The 23,683-nt window shown below is 61.6% G+C and carries 22 protein-coding genes; 8 read left to right on the top strand and 14 right to left on the bottom strand.

Features of this window, described 5'->3' with window-relative positions:
• Positions 1-18: 18 nt before the first annotated feature.
• The 4 genes from H2510_RS16245 to H2510_RS16230 all read right to left on the bottom strand — a co-directional run bounded on the left by H2510_RS16245 (position 19) and on the right by H2510_RS16230 (position 4,017).
• Complete coding sequence (locus H2510_RS16245; RefSeq protein ID WP_186629348.1) at positions 19-1,386, bottom strand: MmgE/PrpD family protein; 1,368 nt, start codon at positions 1,384-1,386, stop codon at positions 19-21.
• The gene (locus H2510_RS16240) at positions 1,383-2,600 is read right to left on the bottom strand and encodes a CaiB/BaiF CoA-transferase family protein (RefSeq protein ID WP_186629347.1); all 1,218 of its coding nucleotides are present in this window, start codon (positions 2,598-2,600) and stop codon (positions 1,383-1,385) included. Before H2510_RS16240 ends, H2510_RS16245 begins: the two co-directional genes overlap by 4 nt.
• Positions 2,597-3,145, bottom strand: coding sequence for a MaoC family dehydratase (locus H2510_RS16235; protein WP_136171621.1), 549 nt, complete (start codon positions 3,143-3,145; stop codon positions 2,597-2,599). The genes H2510_RS16240 and H2510_RS16235 overlap by 4 nt, the downstream gene beginning before the upstream one ends.
• Positions 3,146-3,282: 137 nt before the next feature.
• Positions 3,283-4,017, bottom strand: a complete 735-nt coding sequence (locus tag H2510_RS16230) for a FadR/GntR family transcriptional regulator (protein WP_186629346.1) — start codon at positions 4,015-4,017, stop codon at positions 3,283-3,285.
• Between the two features lie 329 nt (positions 4,018-4,346).
• Here H2510_RS16230 and H2510_RS16225 point away from each other — a divergent pair, with 329 nt between their 5' ends.
• The 5 genes from H2510_RS16225 to H2510_RS16205 all read left to right on the top strand — a co-directional run bounded on the left by H2510_RS16225 (position 4,347) and on the right by H2510_RS16205 (position 11,557).
• On the top strand, positions 4,347-6,428 hold the full coding sequence (locus H2510_RS16225) for a hydantoinase/oxoprolinase family protein (RefSeq protein WP_186629345.1): 2,082 nt from the start codon (positions 4,347-4,349) through the stop codon (positions 6,426-6,428).
• A complete protein-coding gene (locus H2510_RS16220) occupies positions 6,425-8,242 on the top strand; it encodes a hydantoinase B/oxoprolinase family protein (RefSeq protein WP_186629344.1) in 1,818 nt (605 codons plus the stop codon). Before H2510_RS16225 ends, H2510_RS16220 begins: the two co-directional genes overlap by 4 nt.
• On the top strand, positions 8,188-9,489 hold the full coding sequence (locus H2510_RS16215; RefSeq protein ID WP_261392979.1) for an amidase: 1,302 nt from the start codon (positions 8,188-8,190) through the stop codon (positions 9,487-9,489). Before H2510_RS16220 ends, H2510_RS16215 begins: the two co-directional genes overlap by 55 nt.
• Complete coding sequence (locus tag H2510_RS21235; protein WP_397517376.1) at positions 9,410-9,727, top strand: SAM-dependent methyltransferase; 318 nt, start codon at positions 9,410-9,412, stop codon at positions 9,725-9,727. The genes H2510_RS16215 and H2510_RS21235 overlap by 80 nt, the downstream gene beginning before the upstream one ends.
• Positions 9,728-9,961: 234 nt before the next feature.
• On the top strand, positions 9,962-11,557 hold the full coding sequence (locus H2510_RS16205) for an ABC-F family ATP-binding cassette domain-containing protein (RefSeq protein WP_261392978.1): 1,596 nt from the start codon (positions 9,962-9,964) through the stop codon (positions 11,555-11,557).
• Positions 11,558-11,575: 18 nt separating this feature from the next.
• Here H2510_RS16205 and H2510_RS16200 read toward each other — a convergent pair whose 3' ends face one another.
• The 4 genes from H2510_RS16200 to H2510_RS16185 form a co-directional block, all read right to left on the bottom strand.
• On the bottom strand, positions 11,576-12,376 hold the full coding sequence (locus H2510_RS16200; RefSeq protein WP_186629343.1) for an acyl-CoA thioesterase II: 801 nt from the start codon (positions 12,374-12,376) through the stop codon (positions 11,576-11,578).
• An 88-nt stretch (positions 12,377-12,464) separates the two neighbouring features.
• On the bottom strand, positions 12,465-13,811 hold the full coding sequence (locus H2510_RS16195; RefSeq protein ID WP_186629342.1) for an RNA polymerase sigma factor: 1,347 nt from the start codon (positions 13,809-13,811) through the stop codon (positions 12,465-12,467).
• A 4-nt stretch (positions 13,812-13,815) separates the two neighbouring features.
• Entirely contained in the window at positions 13,816-14,247 is a 432-nt protein-coding gene (locus H2510_RS16190; protein WP_186629341.1) for a YciI family protein, read from the bottom strand.
• Positions 14,248-14,374: 127 nt separating this feature from the next.
• Positions 14,375-14,908 carry a CGNR zinc finger domain-containing protein gene (locus H2510_RS16185; protein WP_186629340.1) on the bottom strand — a complete coding sequence of 178 codons (534 nt, stop codon included), beginning with the start codon at positions 14,906-14,908 and terminating at the stop codon, positions 14,375-14,377.
• Positions 14,909-14,946: 38 nt separating this feature from the next.
• Here H2510_RS16185 and H2510_RS16180 point away from each other — a divergent pair, with 38 nt between their 5' ends.
• Positions 14,947-15,969, top strand: coding sequence for a DMT family transporter (locus H2510_RS16180; RefSeq protein WP_186629339.1), 1,023 nt, complete (start codon positions 14,947-14,949; stop codon positions 15,967-15,969).
• Entirely contained in the window at positions 15,966-16,646 is a 681-nt protein-coding gene (locus H2510_RS16175; protein ID WP_315901396.1) for a nucleoside/nucleotide kinase family protein, read from the top strand. The genes H2510_RS16180 and H2510_RS16175 overlap by 4 nt, the downstream gene beginning before the upstream one ends.
• A 12-nt stretch (positions 16,647-16,658) precedes the next feature.
• On the opposite strand, the gene H2510_RS16170 is transcribed toward H2510_RS16175, so the two are convergent.
• Genes H2510_RS16170 through H2510_RS16145 form a run of 6 tightly spaced genes read right to left on the bottom strand, consistent with a single transcriptional unit; the run spans position 16,659 to position 21,590 of the window.
• A complete protein-coding gene (locus H2510_RS16170; protein ID WP_186629338.1) occupies positions 16,659-17,015 on the bottom strand; it encodes a VOC family protein in 357 nt (118 codons plus the stop codon).
• Between the two features lie 31 nt (positions 17,016-17,046).
• Positions 17,047-17,544: an SRPBCC domain-containing protein gene (locus H2510_RS16165; RefSeq protein ID WP_186629337.1), complete on the bottom strand. Its 498-nt coding sequence runs from the start codon at positions 17,542-17,544 to the stop codon at positions 17,047-17,049.
• Between the two features lie 36 nt (positions 17,545-17,580).
• Complete coding sequence (locus tag H2510_RS16160) at positions 17,581-18,720, bottom strand: serine hydrolase (RefSeq protein ID WP_186629336.1); 1,140 nt, start codon at positions 18,718-18,720, stop codon at positions 17,581-17,583.
• The gene (locus tag H2510_RS16155; protein ID WP_186629335.1) at positions 18,713-19,339 is read right to left on the bottom strand and encodes a TetR/AcrR family transcriptional regulator; all 627 of its coding nucleotides are present in this window, start codon (positions 19,337-19,339) and stop codon (positions 18,713-18,715) included. The genes H2510_RS16160 and H2510_RS16155 overlap by 8 nt, the downstream gene beginning before the upstream one ends.
• Positions 19,336-20,901, bottom strand: coding sequence for a class I adenylate-forming enzyme family protein (locus H2510_RS16150; protein ID WP_186629334.1), 1,566 nt, complete (start codon positions 20,899-20,901; stop codon positions 19,336-19,338). The genes H2510_RS16155 and H2510_RS16150 overlap by 4 nt, the downstream gene beginning before the upstream one ends.
• Before the next feature lie 29 nt (positions 20,902-20,930).
• Positions 20,931-21,590, bottom strand: a complete 660-nt coding sequence (locus H2510_RS16145; RefSeq protein WP_186629333.1) for a nitroreductase family protein — start codon at positions 21,588-21,590, stop codon at positions 20,931-20,933.
• Between the two features lie 180 nt (positions 21,591-21,770).
• Here H2510_RS16145 and H2510_RS16140 point away from each other — a divergent pair, with 180 nt between their 5' ends.
• Positions 21,771-23,678, top strand: coding sequence for an NAD(P)/FAD-dependent oxidoreductase (locus H2510_RS16140; RefSeq protein ID WP_186629332.1), 1,908 nt, complete (start codon positions 21,771-21,773; stop codon positions 23,676-23,678).
• Positions 23,679-23,683: the final 5 nt, after the last annotated feature.

Here is a 23,683-nt window from a genome sequence, read left to right as displayed (position 1 = left end):
ATGGCTCCTAAGGGGCTTTTAGTTCGGTTGTGCAACACGAGCGGCAAGGGCGAGCACGGTGGAGAGGTTCGGTTCGTCGGCGAGACCGAGGAGTCGGTCGGCAAGCTCCCGCGATTGCGGGTGTTCGCCGCAGTTGCCGGCGAACTTGGCGACAAGCTCGCTGTCGTCCAGGGGTAGCGCGATGGAACCTCGACTGCCGGCAACCTGGCCGTCGAGGACCCTGCCGTCTTCGAGCGTGATCACGGCACGACCTGGTGCCGACGCGGCGGGACCGTCGGACACGACTTCGGTGACACGCACGATGCGTGCGGTGTCCAGCACGGCAGGCCGGGCGATCGATTCGGGGGTGTATGTCTCCACGGTGACTGCGCCGTCGTGTATCAGAGCGGCGACGCTCCAGGGAAGATCGAACTTACCGTCGTAGGTGCTACGCGGAGCCGCGGTTCCAGCGTTCGGGCCGCACACGATCGGAATGGAATCCGGGTGCACGTACACCTCGATATCGCGGATGCGGGTCGGGTCTACCTTGGTACCGAGTGCTGCGGAGACGGCGTCGAGTGTCACGTGCATGAGCTGGCAACTGGGGTATGGCTTGATACCGATGCGTGTCGCTTCCCAGTGATCGCCGAGTTGATCGGTCAATGCTGTGAAATCGGCTGCGCGAGCAGACATTGCAGCATAGAGGCCACGTTTGCCTTCGAGTACCGAGGACGGACCGCTTGCGCCGGCCGCTGCTAGTCGCGCCGCGAGGATTCCGTTGAAGCTCGCCGATCCCGGATGCAATGCCTTGGTGTCTGCGTCGGTGTCGAGAAACTCGAGTAGTCCCGAACTGGACGACCCGGCGATCCCCAGAGCGTCGACCAATTGCGGAACGGGGAGTTTGTACAGGTATCCGGCGACCAGCGCAGAGGACAGTGGTCCCACGACACCAGTGGCGTGGAGCCCGCGTGCATGGAATCCATGTGGACTGACCGCGCCCAATCTGCATGCACTTTCCAGACCGATGGTGGCAGCGGTCAGTATCTCCGATCCCGAAGCACCCACCTGCTGACCGACTGCGAACGCCGCAGGCAACGACACGACGGTGGGGTGCACGAGGGCGCCGGCATGTGTGTCATCAAAGTCCAAGGCATGTACTCGCACCGCTGTCGCCATTGCAGCGGCAGGTGCGGACAAGCTGCGTGTTCCAGTCAACGGAATTGCTTCAGCGGGCCCGCCGAGCGAGTCGGCCACGGCCCAACCGGCGGCACCGGAGCCGAGTCGTCCTGCAGCCACTGCATTTCCGACGCCATCGAGGAGGTGGCGGGCAGTGGCGTGACGGACGGTCTCGGGGAGATCCGAGAAGGTGAGACCGTGCGCCCACGACGCCAGCACCGCCGAGGTCACGGGTGTACCGCCTGTTCGGCAGTGCCGAAAGCGCCCGAAGCGCTGAGTTCCGCGACACGGTCGTCGTCGTACCCGAGCTGTTCGCGGATGACCTCGTCGAAGTGCTCGTTGCGGGTGGGTGCACGACGATACTGGGGTGGTTCGGAGCCGAAGTTCACCGGTGAAGCGACCTGGCGAACCGTGTCGTAGACGGGATGGGTCGTCTCGACGATGAGATTTCTTGCGAGAGTGTGTGGTTCGGTGAGAGCCTGGGCGACGTCGTTGATCGGTCCCGATGGCACGCCTGCCGGTCCGAGCAAGGATAGCCAGTGATCGACTGTGCGGCTCACGAACACCTCCTCGAGTATCGGGAGCAATTCGGACTGGTTCGTGCCGCGTAGCGCGAAATTCGTGAACCGGGGGTCGGTGCCGAGTTCGGGCCGGCCGATTGCAACAACCAATCTCTCCCAGAACTTCTCCTTCGCGCATCCCACGACGAGCCACCCGTCGCTGGCCTGGAAAGCTTGGAACGGGACCAATGAGGGATGTGCGGAGTTCTTGGTACGCACGGGTTCGAATCCGGCGTTGAGATGCCATGTCGCCGGGTAGGTCAGCAGGGACATCGCGGTGTCGTACAGCGACACGTCGCAGTCTCCACCGACCCCGTCGCGCCGCGCTGCATGCAGGCCCGCCAACAATGAGATGGCCGCGACGAATCCGCCCGAGTAGTCCACGAGGGAAAGACCCGACTTCGTCGGAGGCCCATCCGGGTCGCCGGTGACACTCATCCATCCGGCAAGACCTTGCAGAATGTAGTCGTAGCCAGGCTCTTTCGCGCGCGGTCCGGTCATGCCGAAGCCAGTGAGGCTGCAGCATACGATGGCTGGGTTGAGATGTTTCAGATCGTCGTACGTGATGCCGATCTTTGCCGGAACATCTCCGCGGAGGTTGGAGTACACCGCGTCACTGGTTCGTACGAGATCCTCGAACACACTTCGACCGGACGGAGTCGAGAGGTCGAGGGAAAGGCTGCGCTTGTTCCGGTTGAAGGTCTCGAAGAACAACGAGTCCTCGCCTTCGTTGTACGGCGGGACATAGCGGCCGACGTCGCCACCGACTCTGGGGTCCTCGATCTTGATGACATCGGCACCCAGGTCCGCCAGATGCAGGCTTCCGAACGGGCCTGCGCCGTACTGCTCGAGCGAGATGATGCGTACGTCTTCGAGTGGTCTCATGCCTCGATGCCTTTCGTGGCCGGTAGTTCGAGCGGGCCGCTCGTCGCTTCGGGGAAGTAGTTCTGGCCGATGCCGCTGTCTCTGGTCGCGACCATCACCGAACGCTTCCACGAAATGACCTGAACGCCATCCTGATTCAGACCCCGTGTGATCATCGAGACGATGCCTGCGTACGGGCGTGATTTGGAAAGGCGAAGTGCGGTGCAGATGCTTTCCGCGTAGAGCGTGTCGCCCACATAGACAGGGTTCGACATCTCGATGTCGGTGAACGACAGATTCGAAATCGCATTCTGGCTCATGTCCAGAACCGAAATGCCGAGTATCACTGCGACGGTCAACCCGGAGTTCACGAGGATGCGGCCACCGGTTATCGGGTTCTGCGACGCGGCGTGCGCGTTGAAGTGATTCTGGTTCGTATTCATCGACAACAGCGTGATCCACGTGTTGTCGGCCTCGGAGATCGTGCGGCCGAGGGGATGCTGATACACGTCGCCCACGACGTAGTCCTCGAAAAAGCGCCCAAGAACGGCCGGATGGGTTGCCATCGCGTCTCCTCATGTTTGTTCGGCAATTGCCTGCACCTGAACTTAAACATCAGATGTTTCAGGAGTCAAGAGGCGAATTCTTGAGGTATAACAGCATGGCTATCGAAGTGAAGGGCTTAAAGAGCAGATGTTTAGGCTCAGTCGGTGCGCAGCCGGTCCATCTGGCGGTAGGAATCACCGAGATGGTCCAGGTGTGTGCGCATCAGGTCCATCGCGGTCATCGAATCACCTGCCGAAACGACGTCGAGAATCGCGCGATGGTCGTGGTCGACGCATTGCCAGAAGCCCTTCGGCGCGTGGTCACGTCCAAATCTGCTGGACAAGACGCGGAATACCGGAGCGGTGATGAGTTCGAGCAGTGGATTCTGGGTAGCGCGCAGTAGCACCAGGTGAAATTCTTGATTCTTCGTGTAGGTCTCGGGTCCCTCAGCGCCTTCGGGATCGAAGATCGCCGCTCGAAGTTGTTCGAGGTGCAGCTCGGTGCGCCGGTAGGCGGCAATACCGGCCGCCGGCACCTCCATCAAGTTGCGCACCTCCATCAATTGGTCGACTGTGACTGTCTCAGCCGCAGCCATCAACGCAACGCCTGTTTCGAGGTGTGCGCTGATGTGTCCGACGCTTGGGGTGGCCACGAAGCTTCCGCCGGTGACGCCCCGTGTTGTATTGATGAGGTTTTGGCTGGCCAGAGAGCGTAGAGCTTCGCGAATAGTGCTTCGGCCCACGCTGTACTCGGCGGTCAACTCCGCCTCCCCGGGGAGTCTCGTGCCGGGTTGGAGCTCGCCGGACAGGATTCGTCGGCGAAGGTTGGCTGCCAGTACCGCGTAGGCCGGCGAGCTCTTGTTGGAGGCGTCACTCGGCGTCGAATCGGTCACGGTTCGTCGTCCTTCGTCGTGCGTCGGTGGGGTGTTAGGAGACTGAGCCTAACGTGCCCCACGGCGAGCGGCCCGGATGCTCGAGTGGGAGCACTGGATCGGTATACATCCGCTCTTTAGGGTAAAAACCGCTCGGTCTCGTACGCCTGACGAAGCGATCGGGCCAATTTTGGCTTTAAACATCAGAGGTATTGCAATTCTGGCGGTCCTCAAGCACTATGACTCCTGTCACCTTGATCGGTTGGCTATTAGAACTTTTCGCAAGATGGCGATTCGCCCCGGTCGTCCCTTTCCGCTCCTTCGTGGGCGCCCACAGAAATGGAAGCTTGATGAAACGAATTGGAGTCGACGTCGGCGGTACGTTCACCGACCTGGTGTTGTGGGACGACGACGGCACGGTCGACGTGCACAAGACGCCGTCGACCAACCATGACCCGTCGATCGGAACGATGGCAGGCATCGAGGTGCTTGCCAAGCGCGCCGGCATCGACCCCGCCGAGATCGACATGTTCTTCCACGGAACCACGGTGGCGACGAACATCGTCCTCGAACACAACGGCTGCGACGTCGGCATGATCACCACCGAAGGTTTCCGCGACCTTCTGCACATTGCTCGCAAGAAGCGTCCGCTGAATTACTCGAACTACCAGGACCTTCCGTGGCAGAAGTGGCAGTTGGTGCCCCGACGGAACCGACGCGTAGTGCCCGAGCGTATCGATGCCGCAGGAAACGTCCTGACCCCACTCGACGAAGATGCGGTCCGTGAACAGGTTCGTCTGCTCAAGGAGCGCGGAGTGCAAGCAATCGCGGTCGCGTTCCTCCACTCGTATCGGAATCCGACACACGAGCGTCGTGTGAAGGCAATCATCCTCGAGGAGTTCCCCGAGGTCTTCATCTCCCTTTCGAGTGAAGTGGCTCCGCAATATCGCGAGTACGAGCGCTTCTCGACGGCTGCCCTCAACGCTTTCATCGGACCCAAGACATCGAAGTACATCGAGAACCTCGCGCAGAAGGCCAGTGCGGCACAGGTCGGCGAGGACGTTCATTTGATGACTTCGTCCGGCGGACTCGTCACTTCGCGCAGCGCCAGTGAGATCCCGATATCCCTGCTGACCAGCGGTGTCGTAGCCGGACTTCTGGGCGGATGCGCGATCGGTAAGGCATCGGGATTCCCCAGCGTCATCACACTCGACGTCGGTGGCACGTCGGCAGATGTGGGAGTTGCCCCTGATGGTGCGCTGCGCATGAAGCATCTACTCGATACTCGAATCGGCGACTATCACGCCATGGTTCCGATGGCCGAGGTCGACACCATCGGTGCCGGTGGTGGATCGATCGCGGTCGTCGACGACGGCGGAATGTTCCGTGTCGGACCGCGAAGTGCAGGCGCCGTACCGGGACCCGCGTGTTACGACAATGGCGGTACCGAACCGACCTCCACCGATGCGATGGTGATGATGGGGTGGCTGCGAGAAAACAGTTTCCTGTCCGGAACCATGGAAGTGAAGCCGGAACTGGCCCGCGAGGCCATCCAAACCCATATCGCGGACAAGCTGAACAGCCCGCTCGACGAGGCCGCGATGGGAATCTTCAAGATCTTGGCCCATTCGATGACCGAGGCAATCAGTCTGCATTCGGTCCGAAAAGGCTACGACCCACGAGACTTCTCACTGATCGCCGAAGGCGGCGCAGGGCCACTCTTCGCGTGGCAGATTGCCGACCAACTCGGTATCCCGCGCGTGATCGTTCCCGGTCATCCCGGCATCACTTCGGCCGTGGGTTTGCTCACGACCGACATTCGCTACGAAGTGCCGACGACGGTGTGGACGTCCTCCGCTGATCCCGACGTGGAGTTGATCAGTGAGCAGATGGAACGTCTTTCGAGGGAAGCATCCGCACAGCTCGAAGCCGATGGTGTTGCCGCGGAGGACATCAGGTTGGAGCGCAGCGCGGATTGCCGGTATGTCGGTCAGGGATACGAGCTTCGTGTCTCGGCACCCGACGGTCCGATCGACGATGTGTGGGTCAAAGCGACGGCAGAGGCATTTCACGAGGCCCACGGACGCACGTACTCGCAGCGATTCGACGACAAACCAGTTCAGCTGATCAATATCCGTGTCACGGGTGTTGGTGCGGTGCCGCACGTACGCATCGCGGAGATCGAGAAGGGCAGTGCCGACGCTTCGGCTGCGGTGAAGACGACCACGCAGGCACTCTTCTGGAAAGACGAAACGGCGAAGCCGGAGTGGATCGAGACGCCTGTCTACGAGCGGTCACTTCTGCTGGCTGGTAACAAGTTCGCTGGACCTGCCATTGTCGAACAGTTCGATTCGACGACCATCATCGGCATGAATCAGCACGCCACCGTCGACGCAGTCGGCCACATCATCATCGAGAGGAATCCCGCATGAGCAAGACACTGATGCCCAAAACCGGAGTGTCTCTCGCAGGCGAGGCGAACCGTACCTGGAACGACGTCGATGTCGATCCGATCACGCTGCGGGTCATCGGCGGTGCACTGCAGTCGATGGCCAAGGAAATGGCGCAGGTGCTCTACCGCATGGCGTACTCCAGCCTCATTCGCGAGTCCGAGGACCTCGGTGCAGGCATCTTCGACGTCAATGGACGAGAACTGTGTGAATCCGATTCCACACCGATGCACTGTGGTTCGATCCCCGCCTACATTCGCGGCGTCAATCGTCGGCTCGCCGGCACGTACAAGCCCGGCGACGTTGTTCTGCACAACCACCCGTACCACGGCGCGGCACACTCACCGGATTACGGCGTCATCATTCCGATCTTCTGGCAGGGCGAGCACATCGGCTTTGCAGGGTGCACCGGCCACGTCTCCGACGTAGGCGGCAACTTCCCGGGCCTGTGCATGGACGTCGTCGACGTGTGGGCCGAGGGCAAGCTCATGGACTCGATGAAGATCTACGAAGCGGGCGTCCGCAACGAATACCTCATTCAGCACATTCTCGACAACGTTCGTACGCCGGAACAGAATCGCGGCGACCTAGAGGCTCTGATCGCATGCTCTCGAATCGGGGAGAAGCGTTTCACCGAACTGCTCGAGAAGTACGGCCTCGATACCGTGATGAGTGCGGGTGAGCGCTGGATGGATTACTCGGAGAATATGCTGCGCAGCAAGATTCGTGAGATCCCCGACGGTAGTTACGAGGCTCCCGTCGGATATCTCGACGACGACGGCAAGAATCGTGGGGAGCCGTTGGCGGTAGCCGTGCGCGTACAGGTCGAGGGCGAGGACATCCTCATCGACCTCACCGGCTCCAACAGTCAGGTCCCGACAGCGTTCAACGTGCCGTTCGAGGGATCGGTTTTGCCGGTCGCGGTATCGGCCATTCGTACGATTCTTCTCGATGAGGACCTCACCGAGGAATTCGTTCCGCAGAACGATGGATGTTTCCGGCCGGTGAAGGCGTACGCGCCGGAGGGAACGATCTTCAATCCCGACTTCCCGGCCTCGTGCTTTGCGCGTTTCTCCCAGGTGAATCGAATTTTCGACTCGATCAACCTTGCTCTCGCGCCGGTACTTCCCGACCGCGCGATCGCGGGCTCTTCGGCAGCGTTGTGTGCCATCGCGTACTCGGGTATCGCGCCGGACGGTGAGTCCTACTGGGTGTACATCGAGATCAACGAGGGCTCGTACGGTGGACGCAACGGCAAGGACGGGATGGACGCCGTCGACGCGTTGATGGCCAACACCCGCAACAATCCCATCGAGGAACTCGAACTCAACCACGCAATGCGGGCGTTGCGCTACGAACTTCGCGACGAAGCGCCCGCACCGGGCCAGTGGCGCGGCGGTATAGGCAGTGTGCGCAAATGGCTGATGGAGACCGATACCTTCCTCGGCTCCGAGGCGGACAACCGCTCGGATCCGCCTGCAGGCGCGCTCGGCGGACACGACGGAGTCTCGGGCTCGTTCACACGTAACGTGGGTACCGATCGGGAAGAAGTGTTGTACTCCAAGGTCACTCAGGAGACCATCCGAGCCGGTGAGACCCTCGAGATCAAGGTGCCTTCCGGCGGCGGATTCGGCGACCCGTTCAAGCGTGATCCGTTTCAGGTGCTCAGTGATGTGTGGGACGAGTACCTCACCGCTGAAGACGCCCGACGCGACTACGGTGTCATCGTGAACACCGAGGCTTGGACCGTCGACGAGGACGCGACTGCATCCTTGCGCGCGGGGAGTGCCGCCTGACACGCAGTGGGGGACAGGGCACGGAACCTCGTGCCCTGTCCCCGCGTGACCTCGACCGCACACTCGCCAGTGTCATCACGTGGATCGATCAGACCGATGCTCCGCGTAAGGGCCCACTGGCGGGTATGCGAATCGGGGTCAAGGACAACATCGATGTCGCTGGAATAGCGACAACGTGCGCTTCGCGCTTCTTCGAACACGCTGTGGCGAAGTCGAATTCCGACGTGGTCGCCAGGCTGCTCGGCGCCGGCGCCCAGGTGACCGCCAAGCTGAACATGGCGGAGTTCGCGGTAGGAGTCACCTCCCAGAACTCCGCCGCCGCGGCCCCCCGCAACCCGTGGAATCTCGATCGAGTGCCAGGCGGGTCGAGCGGAGGCTCCGGTTCAGCAGTGGCAGCCGGGCTGGTGGATGCTTCTCTGGGAACCGATACCGGCGGATCGGTTCGCCTTCCCGCGTCCGCCTGTGGGGTCACCGGACTGAGGCCCACCTGGGGCTCGATCAGCAACGTCGGCGTCTTCCCCGTCAGTGCGGGGTTCGACACCGTCGGGCCGATGGCGAGATCTGTTGCCGACGTCGCGCGGATCTTCGACGTGCTCACTACGGACACACCCTCGACTTCGCGACCTGTCCGCCGGATCGGAGTACCGAGGGTGTTCATCACCGACGACGTCGACCCTTCCATTTCCGAGGCTGTCGACGCCGCTGCCCGGGAACTGTCTGCACTCGGCTACGACTTGGTTCCCATCGATATCCACGGCGCCGCAGAAGCCCAGGACATCGTGTACACCTTGATCTACTCCGACCTCGCCCGCGAGCACCGCGATCGGATCCGACAGGCGCCGGAACTGTTTCAGCCCGCAACACTCGAGCGCATTTCGCTGGGTCTGAACATTACCGATGCACAACGAGATTCGGCGCATGCGGGTTGCGTCGAATACCGTCGTGGTCTCGAGTCGGTATTCGACGAAGTGGACGTCGTGCTGACCCCGACGATGCCCGTCGACGTGCCGTTCATCGCCGGTGGAGACGACGTCGTTGCGCAGTCACGAAGGATGGGTCAGTTCAGTTACCCGTGGTCACTTCACAATGGGCCGACACTGGCTGTGCCCGTTGGATTTCACAGTACTTCGGGAATGCCGATCGGCGCTCAACTCACGGCCGCAGCGCATCACGAACGCCAACTCTTCGAGGTGGGCACGCGCTACCAACAGAGCACCGACTGGCATCTGGCGACCCCGCCGGCATAGGGCGGACATCTGCCAGAAGGGGTGTGGTCGCGGTCGAATCGCGCACCACCTGGCGACGCTGACCGGAGGGCAGGTCTCGGGCTACAACATCGATCCCAATCAGCTCGAAAATGCCGACGAATGGGCGGCCCGATGTGGCATCAGCGATCGGCTGCATTTCAAATTCGGAGACCACCACAAGCCTCTCGACTACGAGTCCGAGTCCTTCGACGGCTGCTTCTCCGGCCAATCAGTCTGACCGTTCTTCAAGAAGGACGAGCTCGATGCCCACGCTTGCAGCGACTCACTCCATGTACCCGGCAGATGTGTGTGCGGCCCTCGAACGAGCAGGCTTCCGGATCGTGGCAGAGAAAGTCTGACAGAACGGAGACCAGCGCCGACGTCGCAGCAGCTCACTGCGCTCCGCCCGGTACAGTGGGCGGGCTGGTTCAACACTGAACCGGACCCCGTATCCCCAGGAGTTGTTTTTTCGTTGAGCTGGATCCGCTTGAACGACGTTGCCAAGGGATACGACCAGAAAGTGATGCTGCGCGAGGTCTTCTTCCGCCTCGCAGACGGTGACCGCATCGGACTGATCGGTCGCAACGGAACCGGCAAGACCACCCTTCTGCAGCTGTTGCTCGGTCGTGAGACCCCGGACTCGGGCACTGTCGACGTCACCGAGGGCGCGCGGATCGGCTACTTTTCGCAGTTCTCCGAACTCGACGGCGAGCGCAGCATCCAAGCCGAATTGGAATTGCTGTTCACCGAGGTTCACGCGATCGAACTCGAACTCGCCGAGGTCGAGGGCAAGCTCGGGGGAGACCTCGACGAGAAGGAGATGTACCGTCTCGTCGACCGTCAGGCCGAACTGCTGGACCTGATGGAGCACAAGGGCGGCTGGACGTACCACCAGGAAATCGACACCGTGCTCTCGATGCTCGGATTCAACGCCGAACGCCGCGAATTGCCGGTGGACAGGTTGTCCGGCGGTTGGCGAAACAGAGCAGCGTTGGCCAAGATTCTGATCGAAGCCCCGGATGTGTTGTTGCTCGACGAGCCGACCAACTTCCTCGATGTCGCAGGCATCGCCTGGCTCGAGCGGTGGTTGCGTGACTTCCGTGGCGCACTGCTCGTCGTCTCACACGACCGTGCATTCCTCGAGCAGGTGGTCACCGGCATCGTCGAGATCGAGAACCACCACCTGCAGACATACGAAGGCAGCTACTCGGATTACGTTCAGCAGAAACAGTTTCGGCTCAAGAACCTCGAACGCGAGTTCAGCAACGAACAGCAATTGCTGGCCTACGAACAAGAGGCGATCAGCGACCGAAAAGAAGCTGTCAAAAACCCGAGCGGTGTGCTCAAGCGACGTCTCGCGAACATCAAGAAGAGTAAATCTCCGCGTCCAGTGGACACCGTAGTCTCCGCGATCTACGGCGGACTCCATGTACACGACAACCTGGCCGAGATCTCGGGAATCTCGAAAAGCTATGGCGACCAACAACTCTTCGACAATGTGTCGTTCACTGTCCACCGCGGAGACCGCATCGCCATCACCGGGCCGAACGGTTGCGGTAAGACTACGTTGGTCGACATCCTCACCGGTTCGGAAAAGCCGGACAGCGGAAAAATCAAATGGAAGACCAAGGCGCCGTCGTTCATCTATTACAACCAGGTGCTTGCCGACCTCGACCTCGACGACACTGTCACGCATTCGGTCAATGCGATGCCCGACAGCCTGGCGTTGACGGCGACGAAGAAGGAAGTCAACCGCTTTCTGACACTGCTGCAGTTCTCCGAAATGGACCTCAAAACACGAATCGGCGTGCTGTCCGGTGGGCAGAAAGCGCGTGTGGCGTTGGCGCAGTGCCTGCTGTTCGGTGCCGGTGTGATCGTGCTCGACGAGCCGACCAACCACCTCGACCTGCAGAGCACCCAGGTACTCGAACGGGCATTGATGGCGTTCCCGGGAGCGGTGATTCTCGTGAGCCACGACAGGTTCTTCGTCGAAAAGGTCGCGTTCCGGCAACTGTCCTTCGACGGCAAGGGCGGAGTCACAGAAATCGCCGGCGTTCAAATGGCGTAGTAGGCACCTGCAGCGCGGTCAGTCCTTGTAGTAGACGACCTGATGGCTGGTCGCGAGCAGGTTGCCGTCGGTACCCCAGAGTTCGGCCGACTGATCGAAATACCCCTGGTTGAACCGTCGCGAATGCGCCGTGCCGAGCAGATGGCCTTCGGCCTGCGTCGCGAGATCTGCGGCCGTCGCGAAGTAATGGATGGTGAGTGTAATCGTCCCCGCCGGAACGAATTTGCCGCGCCGCTGAAATACGCGCGGGTAGAAGATGTCGCACATCGAGGTCAGTGACGCGAAATCGAGCGGCCGCGGGGGAGCATCGCGCACCCACAATGTCGCCGTCGAGTCGGTCATTTCGTCCTCGCTGAGTTTGCCTGCAGCGAAATGCATCTCGTAGTTCTTGGCCCAGGCGATGAAGTCCGGAAAACCGCCGGCTTCGAGATCGGACGGTGCCGGTGCAGCCGGGAGAGATGCCTCGACGTCGTTCCAGGTTTCCCGACGCGTCCCAAACACGGCCGTTGCGGTGGTGGCGACCACGCCGTCCTGTGAAAGTTCCAGATACCAATGCTGATTGCTGCGGTTGGTGCGCACGGCACGAGTGGAAATCTCGAATGCGCCGTCGGAAACGGGGCCGGCGAAGTTGATCGTGATCGAAATCGGTTCGCCGAGCCGATCGGGATGTTCTTCGACAGCACGCATCAACGTAGCCGCGGTGAGACCACCGAACGGTCCGACCATGTTTTTGTATGCAGTGGACGTGTGACCTCGAACGACGCCGTCGCGGACGGCTTCCAGTGTCAACGCGTCGTCGAAGGGGTGCGGGTCGGTCATGGGGCTCCCAGAAGTGTGTTCAGTACTATGCTGTGCGCCATAGTATCCGAGCTGAAATCTCCATGTCGTGGTGCCGGCGCCCGCCCCATCACCGCTGAGTACTTCCAAGTCGGGCGGCCTTAGCGATCAGCACCGCCCGCTCACGCTCGTTGCCCGCCAACCTTGCGGCTTCGAGCAATTCGATGCGTGCTTCGTCGATTCGACCGACTTGGGCAAGAAGCTCTCCTCGCACACTCGGCAGCAAATGGTAACCGGAGAGCGTCCCCGCACTGACGAGCTTGTCGACGTACTCCAGGCCGATGACCGGGCCGTAGGCCATCGAGACAGCTGCCGCAAGATTGAGATCGACGACCGGCGAGGGTGCCAGCTGCTGTAATGCCTCGTACAGCAACACGATTCGATTCCAGTCGGTATCGGCGAAAGTCGCTGCGACGGCGTGGCATTCCGCGATCCCTGCCTGCAGGCCGTATGGGCCGCGACCACGCCCGATAGCGTCGGCGCGTGCAAGGTCGTCACCACCGATTGGGCAGCGGCGATCGACGGCGACCCGCAACTGCCCGATGTCGGCTTGAGTCCACGTCAGCGCGAAGTACGACGCCAGGCCTCTGGTGATCTGCCCGCGATCCCACCTGGTGCGGTTCTGCTCGGACAACAGAATCGGCACACCATCGGGGTCGGTGCGGGCACCGAACCGTGACGCAGTCAATTCCATAAGCGCGACCAGGCCATGCACTTCGGGTTCTTGCGGAACCAGTTCGGCCAGAATGCGTGCCAACCGCAGCGCTTCGTTGCTGAGGTCGGTGCGCATCCACTCCTCACCCGAACTGGCCGCGTATCCCTCGTTGAACACCAGATACACAACGCTGAGGACCCCGCCGAGCCTGCGGGCAAACTCCTCGCGCTCGGGAACCTCGAAGGCCACCTTCGCTGCGGTGAGCGTCTTCTTGGCCCGCACGATGCGCTGCTGAACGGTCGCTGTCGATATCAGAAGCGCCTTCGCGATTTCCTCGGTCGTCAGCCCACCGACTATTCGAAGTGTCAACGCCACCTGCGCTTTTCGATTGAGAACCGGGTGGCACGCAATGAAGATCAACCGCAGGATGTCGTCGTCGATACGATCAGGATCCCACGGTTCGCTTTCGACAATCGAGGCTCCGTTCTGCAACTCGCGGGCAAAATGCGCATATCGCTCGTCGAGTCGATCTTTGCGGCGCCATCCGTCGATCCCCCGCCTTCTCGCGACCGATGTCAGCCATGCAGCCGGGTTGCGGGGAACGCCCGAGGTTGGCCACTGCTCCACGGCTTCGAGTAGGGCCTGTCCGGCAAGATCCTCGGCAAGATCGAGATCGCCGACAGTTCGGGTCAGGGTTGCAAGAATTTTCACCGACTCGATCCGCCACACGGCCTCGACCTCGCGTCGAACATCTTCGTTCATAGCGTCAGGAAGAAACAGGTCGATCGGTCCCAAGTTCTTCGCGCCAACCGGCTTCCTTGCGAACGTATTCGTTGCTCTGATCGAACTCTTCCATCTCGGTGACGCGACGGACCTCGAGCTTCACGCCGGGGCCGAGCGGGCAGCGCTTGGCCCATTCGACTGCCTCGTCCTTCGATGAGGTCTGGATGATCCAGAATCCTGAGAACAACTCCTTGGTCTCTCCGTACGGCCCGTCGGAGATGACCGGTGCCTCGGCATCGAAGTCGACGATGAAGCCTTCTTCCGGTCCCGCCAACCCCTCACCGGCTAGGAGGACTCCTGCCTTCAGGAGCGACTCGTTGTACGCGCCCATGGCGTTGATGATCTCGGCGAAGTCCATGTCCTTTGCTGCTTCGACGGCCTGGTCGGTGGTGCGCATGATCAACATGTATTTCATTTCGGTTCTCCTCCGCTGCGGGGACGTCCTGTTCGATCCCTCTACCTATACGTCGAACGGGTCGAGAATCGATCGACATCAGCCGAAAAGAAATCTACTCGAGAGAAGACTCGGGCTCGAACCACCGTCACGAACTGCCTTGCCTGGCGCGATATGCCGCGACCGCAGTCCTGTTTCCGCAGGAAGAGGAGCAAAACTTTCGGGAACGGTTGCGGGAAAGGTCGAACACTATGCCGCCGCAGTCGGCCGCGCAGACGTCGAGCCGTGAGAGTTCGTCGGCACGAATCACGTCGATCATCGCCATGGCCGTCTCGACGGCGATCCTGTCGGCCAGGGGCCTGTCGTCGCTCACCGCATGCAGATGCCAGTCCATGTCTCCATGTCGGACCAACCGCGGCAGTGCTTCGGCGTCGGCGAGGATCTGGTTGACCATCTCCACGGCACCGTCGCGGTCGCTGATGAGCAGTGCTCGCAGCCGTGGCCGCAGTGCTCGGACTGCGTCTAGCTCGGCGAGATCACCATCGAATCGGCCGGTGTAGCCCTGCTCGACGAAGAACGCCGACAGTTGCTCGAGCGTCGTCATCGTGTCCGGATCCTCCGCCGAGTTCACCAAGACGACAGCGGACAGCATTGCCCCGGCGGTGTCATGAGCAAAAATCATGTTGACACCTTACATCGTGATCCTTAGCGTAAGGTGCCATGACGAGTTTGACCGATGACATTCGCGTTCGGCCAACCTCCCGGCTGGCCTCGGGACTTGGCTTGGCCGCGGTGTCCTCGGCGGCATTCGGTCTCTCCGGGCCACTCGCAAAAGGGCTCCTCGACGCCGGTTGGACTGCTGGGGCTGCGGTGACCGCGCGAGTTCTGATCGCGGCCGCGGTCCTTGCTCTCCCCGGTGCGTTGGCGATGCGGGGTCGGTGGAATCTCGTACCCCGCAGTCTGGGCACCATCGTGGCGTACGGCGCCCTAGCGGTAGCGGGATGTCAGCTCGCGTTCTTCAACGCTGTCGGTTATATGCCGGTAGGTGTTGCATTGTTGATCGAATTCACCTCGCCCGTCGCAGTCATCGGCTGGATGTGGTTGCGCCACAAGCAACGTCCGACGGGCAAGACCGTCTTCGGTGCGGCAGTGGCGGCAGTCGGTCTGGTGTTCGTGCTCGACTTGATCTCGGGTGCATCGATCGACCCGATCGGAGTTCTGTGGGCTCTCGGTGCGATGGCCGGAGCAGCCGTCTACTGGATCATGTCGGCCGAAGAAGGGCACGGGCTACCGCCGTTGGCGCTCGCAGCCGGCGGGTTGTTGTTCGGCGGAGTGATCCTGATGTTGGCGGGGCTGATCGGGATCGTGCCGTTTGCGGCCACCACCTCGAACGTGATCCTTGCCGGTGCAACCGTGCCGTGGTGGGTGTCGGTCGCCTTGCTGGGTGTGGTCACCGCCGCGCTCGCTTACGTCTGCGGAATCGCTGCGATCCGCAGACTCGGCTCGCGCCTCGCCTCGTTCGTCGGGCTCACCGAGGTCCTGTCCGCTCTCGTGTTCGCCTGGCTTTTGCTCGGTGAGACACCGCGGCCCGTTCAGGTGTGCGGCGGCGGCCTCATTCTGCTCGGAGTTGTGATCGTCAAACTCGGGGAGCCGAAAGGTGGTCCTGGCGGTGCAGGGCATGATGGATATATGGGTGGTGTTTCGCCGGTGGCATGCGCGCCCGAGAGGAAAGTTCTGGAGTGAGCAAACAACCCCCGGTGTATCGCGCGGAGTCGTTCGATCGGATGCTCGAGTACATGGTCGAGCGAACTCACGACTCGATCAGCTCGGGCGAACGAAAGATTCTTGGCATCACCGGTCCTCCCGGCTCAGGAAAGTCGACGGTCTGTAAGGCTCTCGGCGAGGTGCTCGGAGCCAGGGCCGCGATCGTCGAAATGGACGGATTCCACCTTGCGAACAGTGAGTTGACCAGGCTCTCCAGACGCGACCGCAAAGGGGCACCCGACACGTTCGATGTGGACGGGTACGTCGCATTGCTCGGGCGGCTACGGAAGCAGGACTCCGAGGTGCTCTACGCACCCCGATTCGATCGCGGATTGGAGGAATCGGTCGGATCAGCAGTGCCGATTCTGCGCAGCACCGCCTTGATCATCACCGAAGGAAATTACCTGCTGTCCTCGAACGGGGGATGGCAGCGTGTTCGACCGGCACTCGATGAAGTGTGGTATCTCGACGTTGCGCGGAACATTCTCACCGAACGATTGATCAGCCGACAACGTCGTCACGGAAAAGCGCTCGCCGATGCACGTACTTGGACCGAACGAGTGGATCTTCCCAACTCCAATATCGTTGCAGGGGCGCGTGAGCGAGCCGATCTGGTCTTTGCAGTGCCAGAGGATCCGAATTCATACCGCGGATAGCCTCGATGTGCGTCATGGGCCCCAGACTCCGAGTTCGTTGCCGCTGGGATCGGTGAAGTGGAAGCGTCGACCGCCGGGAAACTCGTAGGGGTCCTTCAGCAGGGTGCCGCCGGCTGTACGCACGGACTCCAACGTTGCATCGAGGTCATCGGAATACAGAAGTACCAGTGGGCCGCCCCGCGGTGCAGGTTCGTCCACCAGGGCCAGGCCCCCCACTTCATCGCCGTCAGCACCGACAATCCCTGCATACCCAGGGCCGTAGTTATTGAAATCCCAGCCGAATGCGGTGCGGTAGAACGCTTGGGCACCAGGCAGATCGGTCACGGAAAACTCGATATAGTTCAGTCGGTGATGCACGTTCTCGGTCATGGTGGAGATTCTCACATGCCCACCCGGCGATCTACGAGAGGGCCGGTCCTACAAGGATTTCGTCGATTTGGCACATTGCTGCCCGTAGGCCCTCATCCATCTTCATCTCGGCCATCGGTTGCATTTGATCCGCGGTATCGAAGGTCATCGTCGTCGTCATCCGGGTCCGACCGCCGATGTCCGTCAGTCCTACGACGGCATGCGCAGTGCCCATGTCTTCTATGGAATCCCAATTCGCGTCGGCAAACCCGTCGTCGAAGGACAAGGTTCGCGGAGCATCGATTGCTGTGATTGACCACCGGCCCCGAACTTTCTGCCCGTGGGAACCGAGTGTGTAGTAGTGGGCCACTCCGCCTGGTTCGAACTCATGGGTCTCGAACGTCGCCGGCGAAGTAGTTGGAGACCACCATAGTTCGAGCATGCGTGGGTCTGCCCAGATCTGCCAGACGCGTTCGATTTTCGCGTCGAACTCGGCCACGATCGTGAAGACGAGGTTTGTCTCATCCCTGTCGGTGCTGATGACGGTCATCGCGTCTCCTTTTGTTCTCGAGGGTCGAGTTTCTTGTCATGAGCTTGCGCTCATCGCAGCGTACGTGGCCTGTAGACAATGCTCGGCTCGATCGGACCCGATGATCCCCTCACCCATGCTATTCATCATGTAGGAGAAGGTCATTCCACTCTCAGGATGCATGACGATCAGTGACCCACCCCATCCTCCCCAGAAACATATTTTCTCGTCAGGAATGTAAGGAACCGTCTCCATCTGGGGCAGCGCGAATCCGATGCCGAACCGAAGCGGCACACCCAAGGCCAAATCGACTCCGCTGCTCTGCTCGTCGAACGCAAGCTCCACCGCGTCGCGTCCGAGCAGGCGCACGCCGTCGACTGTTCCGCCGAGTGAGAGTGCGGACAAGATCGTTGCGACGGAGCGAGCATTACCGTGACCGTTGAGCGCACCCAGCTCGGCGCGGCGCCAGGGCGCGGTATTCGCGGACTCGGCGTCGATCGACGGGCCCAGGAACGTGCGGCGTCGCACTTTCGACGGGTCGGCAATCTTCGGCGAAGCGCTAACGGGTGGCGGCACGACGGTGGCGATGCGGCCCCAGTCCTGCTCGAGCGCGCCGATCTGGAAGTCGGCGCCGAGGGGGCGAGCGATATCTTCGGCGACGAATTGTGCCAACGTCTTACCCGCTGTGCGGCGCACGAGCTCACCGACGAGATGCCCTTGTGTCGCGGCGTGATACCCGGACGTGGTGCGCGAATCCCACCACGGCGCCTGCGCGGCCAATCGCGTGGTGGCGAACTTCCAGTCGTACATGTTCTCGGTGGTGAACGGTGCGTCCCAGCCCGAGACTCCCGATGTATGCGACAGCAGGTGCCGGACCTCGATGTCGTGTTTGCCGTTGGCCTCGAACTCCGGCCAGTACTTGGCAACCGGTGCATAGGGGTCCAGCAGTCCGCGATCCATCAGCATCAATGCGGCGAGGTTGGTGACCGTTTTGGTCGTCGACCAGACATTGGTGATCGTGTCTCGAACCCACGGACGGGTGCGAGCGGAATCGCAGTGGCCACCCCAGATGTCGACGACGCGGTGACCGTCGATATCTACGACGATCGAGGCGCCGAGTTCCGCACCCGACTCGATGCCGTCCGCCAACGCATCGCGAACCTGACGGAAGCTCGGGTCCCAGTCGCCGTCAATCATTGCCCGGCGCACCGAGAAGTCGGTGCACGGCGAGGTCGACGTAGGTGTCTGCGACACCTTCGATGCTCAGATCCCCGCCGTCATGGAACCAGTTGCTGATTCCGTTCAGCATGTCCGTCACCGCGAAGGCCGCCACACGGGCATCGGATACCGTGAACTCCCCGGTGTTCATACCGGCGGCAATGACCTCGCGCACGCGTCGTTGGTAGCGACGTCGATAGTCCTCGATCGTGGCTCGGTGTTCCGGCGTCAGCGACGCCAACTCGTGGAGCCCGACGATGTACTCGACGCGTCGGAGGTTGAGATGAACGAGATGCGCCCGCACGAGCGACGCCAACCTTTGTGTGGGCGTACCCGGTGCGTCGAGCAACGGCAGGTTCTCTTCGGACGGTTCCTCGGTGACAGTTAGGCAGACCGCGAAGAGGATGTCCTCCTTGGAGGGAAAGTGATGGTACAGACTCGCTCCGCGTATCCCGACAGCGTCGGCGATGTCACGCATGCCGACGTTGGCGTACCCGTCGCGCGCGAAGATCTCTGCCGCTTTCGCAGCAATGTCCTCGCGGCGGCGCTGCGTTCGGATCTGGCGGGGGACAAGGGCTTCTCGATCGGGCGCGGTCATGCGGGCTCCTCCGCCGTGATGGCAATGGACCGAAGATTCCTCTTGAGGATTTTGCCCTGCGCATCGACGGGTAATTCTTCGACGATATGTACAGATTTCGGAGCCTTGTAGGTTGCCAATTCGATCCGGCAGTGTTCGATGATGGCCTGCGGATCGGGGGTGCACCCCTCGCGCGCGATTACGAATGCAGTCACTGCCTCGGACCAATAAGGATCAGGCACTCCGACGACGGCGGCACGCAGCACCTCCGGGTGTGCGTGAATGGCGCGTTCGACTTCTTGTGAAGATACATTCATTCCCCCAGTCTTGATCATGTCCTTCATACGATCGTAGAAGAACAGATTTCCGTCTGCGTCGACGCGCACGATATCGCCTGTATGGACCCAGCCGCCACGAAAAACTTCGGCGGTTCTTTTCTCGTCCTTGAAGTATCCGAGCATGACCGACGGAGTGCGACAAACTAATTCGCCGATCTCGGCGTCGTTGCCCTCAGCGTCGACGACCTTTACTTCCAAGTGCGTGACCGGCTTTCCGATCCATGACGCGTCCCCGCCGGGAATGTCGTCGAGGGTGGAGAACCAGCCGACCGATCCCAGTTGGGAAAGTTCGGACTGTCCCCAATACGTGCCCCAGATCGCCTCTGGTGCCGCACTCGCCCACGCCTCGATGGTGTGCGGTGAGACCTGGCCACCGTAGGTGAGGCAGCGCCGGACCTGCCCGACGGAGGGGCCGCCGAAAGCGGAATCGCGTGCGAGCGCCAAGTAGAACGTCGGGGTTTGGGCGATGACCGAGATCTTCTCTTCGGCGATGATCCGGAGTGACTGCGCCGGGTCGACCGTGGCCGGCAGCACGAGCGTGGCACCCATCAGTGTCAGGGTGGTCATCGATCCGAGGCCTGCGATGGTGTGGAACGGCATGACGAACAGCCAGGTGTCCTCGGGACCTGTTTGCAGACCCCAACTCCACGCAGGTGCCGTGGAGATGAGGAAGTTGCGATGCGGAATCATCACACCTTTCGGTGCGGCCTCGGTGCCGGAGGTGTAGATGACCATGGCGACGTCGTTCTCATCCATGTCGACTTCGGGTTCGGACGACGGCGTCTGGGCCGTCAGCTCCTCGTAGTATGCACCGAACGTGACGAGCGTCGTCGACTCCGGTTTGACGCCGGCGACCGTATCGGCGAATTCGGCATCGGCGACGACCACTGTTGGTTCTGCGTGTTCGAGCTGGTGCCGCACTTCTTCTGAGCGGTACATGACGTTGATGCCGGTGAACGCGGCGCCGATCTTGAGTGTGCCGTAGTACGCGATGACCACGTCGACACTGTTGCGCGCCATCGACGCGACTCGGTCACCGTGTCGTACCCCGAGATCGAGGAGGAGATTGGCGAATCGATTCGCGTGCGCGTCGAGCTCTCCGTATGTGGTGACCAGGCGCGTGCCGTCGGATCGGTAGCTGATGAACGCGGTCTTGTTCGGCTGCGTTCGCGCGTGTCGACGAAGTTGATCGCCGATGGTGGCGCGGCCGATCAACGAACGGTGATGCTGGGCAGTGCCGGTCACTATGTCTCTCCTGAAGATGTTCGGTCGGCTCAGAGCGCGGGGGACAGGGTGGCGTCGAACATCGGCTGGGTGAACGTTTCGAGGGCGACGATCTGGTCGACGGGATCGCGGGTGAGCTTCTTGGGAAACGGCCGCTCAGGGTATCCGACGGCGATGTGAGCGGCGGTGATGTAACCCTCGGGGATTTCCAGCAGTTCGCGTACCTTGGGTTCTTCTGCGCACAACAGTGTGGTCACCGCGGTGGCCACGCCTTGATCTCGCAAGGTCAGGCACAGGTTCTGCACAGTCGGGTAGATCGAAGCGCCACCGACGACGGAGAGTCTGCCGAGTTCGTGATCGGTGGGGTGCAGTCCGTCCACTGCCGCGCAGACGACGACGATTGCGGGTACTTCGGCCAGGTGTCGGGCGAAGAAGTCGGCGTCCTGCACTGTTTTCGGGAGGGCGCCGACGGCTACTGTCCCGCCGGTGATGCCGGCGAAGTAGGCATCCCACATCGGCAGATACAGGTCGGCGAGTGCCTGCTTGCGGGCTTGCTCGCGGACAACGATCCATCGCACCGGCTGACGATTGCCACCTTGGGGTCCGAAGCGGGCGACGTCGAAGGCCTTTCTGAACACCTCGTCGGGGACCGGATCGCTGAGGTATCGCCGGCAGGTACCGGTCGTGCGCATTGCCTCGGTGAGCTCCATGTTGAATCCCTTCGCCTGTCCACTGTTAGGTAGTGCCTGAAGCATCGTGTGGTGTATGCCACATTGTCAAGTGGAAACTTTGCACCTAGTGCGGATTCGCTGAAGTGCTTGCGAATATTTGCCTAACTGTGGTTAGTTTTTAGGGAGTTCGCTTTTCTCGGGCGCTGAAAGAGGTTCTTCATGTCTGCATCTGTGAATACTGTCGACCGCGACCGGCTGGCTCGGGCGCTCGACTCGGCAAACATGCCGAGCCTGGTCGCGGTGCTCTACCAACTCACCGGCGACCATGTCTGGCTCGAGGCCCCCTACCTGCCGACCCGCAGCCGTGGCATGGACGACAACGATGCCGGCGGGTTTGCACCCGAAGTCGCGCAGACGATCAGGGCGGCCGCTCTCGCCGCCATCTCCGAGTGGGCGAACGGTACGCCGCCAGCAATCCCGTCGCCGTCCAATGGGCAACTCGTAGAGATGATCAGCGCCGCGGTGGGCGAGTCGGTGCCACCGGAATTTGCCTCGATGATCGCCGAGGACATGGGATTCGTCGCTGCCGACGCGCAGGCAGTCACCGCCAGTGCCTTGTCGGTCATCGTCATCGGGGCAGGCGTTTCGGGCATGCTCGCGGCCATCAAACTACGTGAAGCCGGAATCGATCACGTTGTGCTGGAAAAGAATTCCGACGTGGGGGGCGGCTGGTTCGAGAACACCTACCCAGGGGCGGGCGTCGACACGCCCAGCCACCTCTACTCCTATTCCTTTGCCCCACGGTCCTGGAGCACACATTTCGGCAAGCGTGATGAGGTCTGGCAGTACCTCAGCGATGTGGCCACCGACCACGATCTCCGGGACCGAATCCGGTTCGACACCGAGGTCTCCACCTCCGTATACGACGCGGAGCGGCAACGATGGACTGTCACCACGACGAGCGGCGAAGTCCTGACCGCAGATGTGGTGATCACCGCTACCGGCCAACTCAATCGGCCGAAGGTTCCCCCGATACCGGGACTCGACGCATTCCGTGGACCGATCTTCCACACTGCAGAGTGGCCCGAAGGGCTCGATCTGACCGGCAAGCGCGTGGCCATCATCGGTACCGGCGCCAGCGCCATGCAGGTACTTCCCGCTATCGCGTCGACGGTGGAGCACGCGACGGTGTTCCAGCGCTCGCCACAGTGGGTCGCGTCGAGCGACGTCTATTTCGCCCCCATCGATGACGACGTCAGCTACCTGATGGAGACGGTTCCGCTGTATCGGCTCTGGTACCGAGCGCGGCTCGCATGGAACTTCAACGACCGCGTCCACCCGTCGCTGCAGGTCGATCCGGAGTGGGAGAACCCCGCACGGTCGGTCAACGCAATCAACGACGCGCACCGCCGAGTGTTCACCCGATACCTGGAGAACGCGCTCGAAGGCAGGCCGGATCTGATCGAGAAGTCGCTGCCGGACTACCCCCCGTTCGGTAAGCGCATGTTGCTGGACAACGGGTGGTTCGCTGCCCTTCGCCGTGACAATGTCACCCTCGTGGCCGAGGGTGTCGCCTCGATCGGTGCCGACACCGTGCGGGGACAGAAGGGGACCGAGGTCGAGGTCGATGTCGTGATACTGGCAACCGGCTTCGAGACGCACAAGTTGTTGACGCCCATCGACGTTCGTGGCCGCTCTGGTAGATCGATCCGCGACGGGTGGGGTCCCGAGGACGCTCATGCGCACCTCGGCATCACCGTGCCGGACTTCCCCAACCTCTTTCTGACCTGCGGGCCCGGAACCGTCCTCGGGCACGGTGGCAGTTACATCACCATCGCGGAATGTCAGGTCCGCTACATCGTGGATGTCCTGAAGCTCATGTCGGACAACCGCATCGGCGCTGTCGAGTGCAAGCCCGAAGTCGAAGAAGACTACGTGCGACGTCACGACGAGGCGCACTCGCGCATGATCTGGACGCACCCGGGCATGGACAACTGGTACCGAAACGACGCTGGACGGGTGGTGTCGACACTGCCCTGGCGGATCGTCGACTACTGGGAGATGACCCACAGCGCCGACATGGGCGACTTTCTCGTCGAAGAGGCGCGGGAGGCATCGAGCGTGTGACAGAG

Source organism: Rhodococcus sp. BP22, assembly GCF_014281965.1.
Taxonomy (GTDB): Bacteria; Actinomycetota; Actinomycetes; order Mycobacteriales; family Mycobacteriaceae; genus Rhodococcoides.
This window is presented reverse-complemented; position numbering and strand designations above follow the sequence as displayed.

What these genes read in the sequence shown, in the direction of transcription:
- H2510_RS16240 (WP_186629347.1), bottom strand. Translation starts at nt 2,600, where the DNA reads ATGAGACCACTCGAAGACGTACGCATCATCTCGCTCGAGCAGTACGGC.
- H2510_RS16235 (WP_136171621.1), bottom strand. Translation starts at nt 3,145, where the DNA reads ATGGCAACCCATCCGGCCGTTCTTGGGCGCTTTTTCGAGGACTACGTC.
- H2510_RS16225 (WP_186629345.1), top strand. Translation starts at nt 4,347, where the DNA reads ATGAAACGAATTGGAGTCGACGTCGGCGGTACGTTCACCGACCTGGTG.
- H2510_RS16220 (WP_186629344.1), top strand. Translation starts at nt 6,425, where the DNA reads ATGAGCAAGACACTGATGCCCAAAACCGGAGTGTCTCTCGCAGGCGAG.
- H2510_RS16200 (WP_186629343.1), bottom strand. Translation starts at nt 12,376, where the DNA reads ATGACCGACCCGCACCCCTTCGACGACGCGTTGACACTGGAAGCCGTC.
- H2510_RS16195 (WP_186629342.1), bottom strand. Translation starts at nt 13,811, where the DNA reads ATGAACGAAGATGTTCGACGCGAGGTCGAGGCCGTGTGGCGGATCGAG.
- H2510_RS16190 (WP_186629341.1), bottom strand. Translation starts at nt 14,247, where the DNA reads ATGAAATACATGTTGATCATGCGCACCACCGACCAGGCCGTCGAAGCA.
- H2510_RS16185 (WP_186629340.1), bottom strand. Translation starts at nt 14,908, where the DNA reads ATGATTTTTGCTCATGACACCGCCGGGGCAATGCTGTCCGCTGTCGTC.
- H2510_RS16180 (WP_186629339.1), top strand. Translation starts at nt 14,947, where the DNA reads ATGACGAGTTTGACCGATGACATTCGCGTTCGGCCAACCTCCCGGCTG.
- H2510_RS16170 (WP_186629338.1), bottom strand. Translation starts at nt 17,015, where the DNA reads ATGACCGAGAACGTGCATCACCGACTGAACTATATCGAGTTTTCCGTG.
- H2510_RS16165 (WP_186629337.1), bottom strand. Translation starts at nt 17,544, where the DNA reads ATGACCGTCATCAGCACCGACAGGGATGAGACAAACCTCGTCTTCACG.
- H2510_RS16160 (WP_186629336.1), bottom strand. Translation starts at nt 18,720, where the DNA reads ATGATTGACGGCGACTGGGACCCGAGCTTCCGTCAGGTTCGCGATGCG.
- H2510_RS16155 (WP_186629335.1), bottom strand. Translation starts at nt 19,339, where the DNA reads ATGACCGCGCCCGATCGAGAAGCCCTTGTCCCCCGCCAGATCCGAACG.
- H2510_RS16145 (WP_186629333.1), bottom strand. Translation starts at nt 21,590, where the DNA reads ATGGAGCTCACCGAGGCAATGCGCACGACCGGTACCTGCCGGCGATAC.
- H2510_RS16140 (WP_186629332.1), top strand. Translation starts at nt 21,771, where the DNA reads ATGTCTGCATCTGTGAATACTGTCGACCGCGACCGGCTGGCTCGGGCG.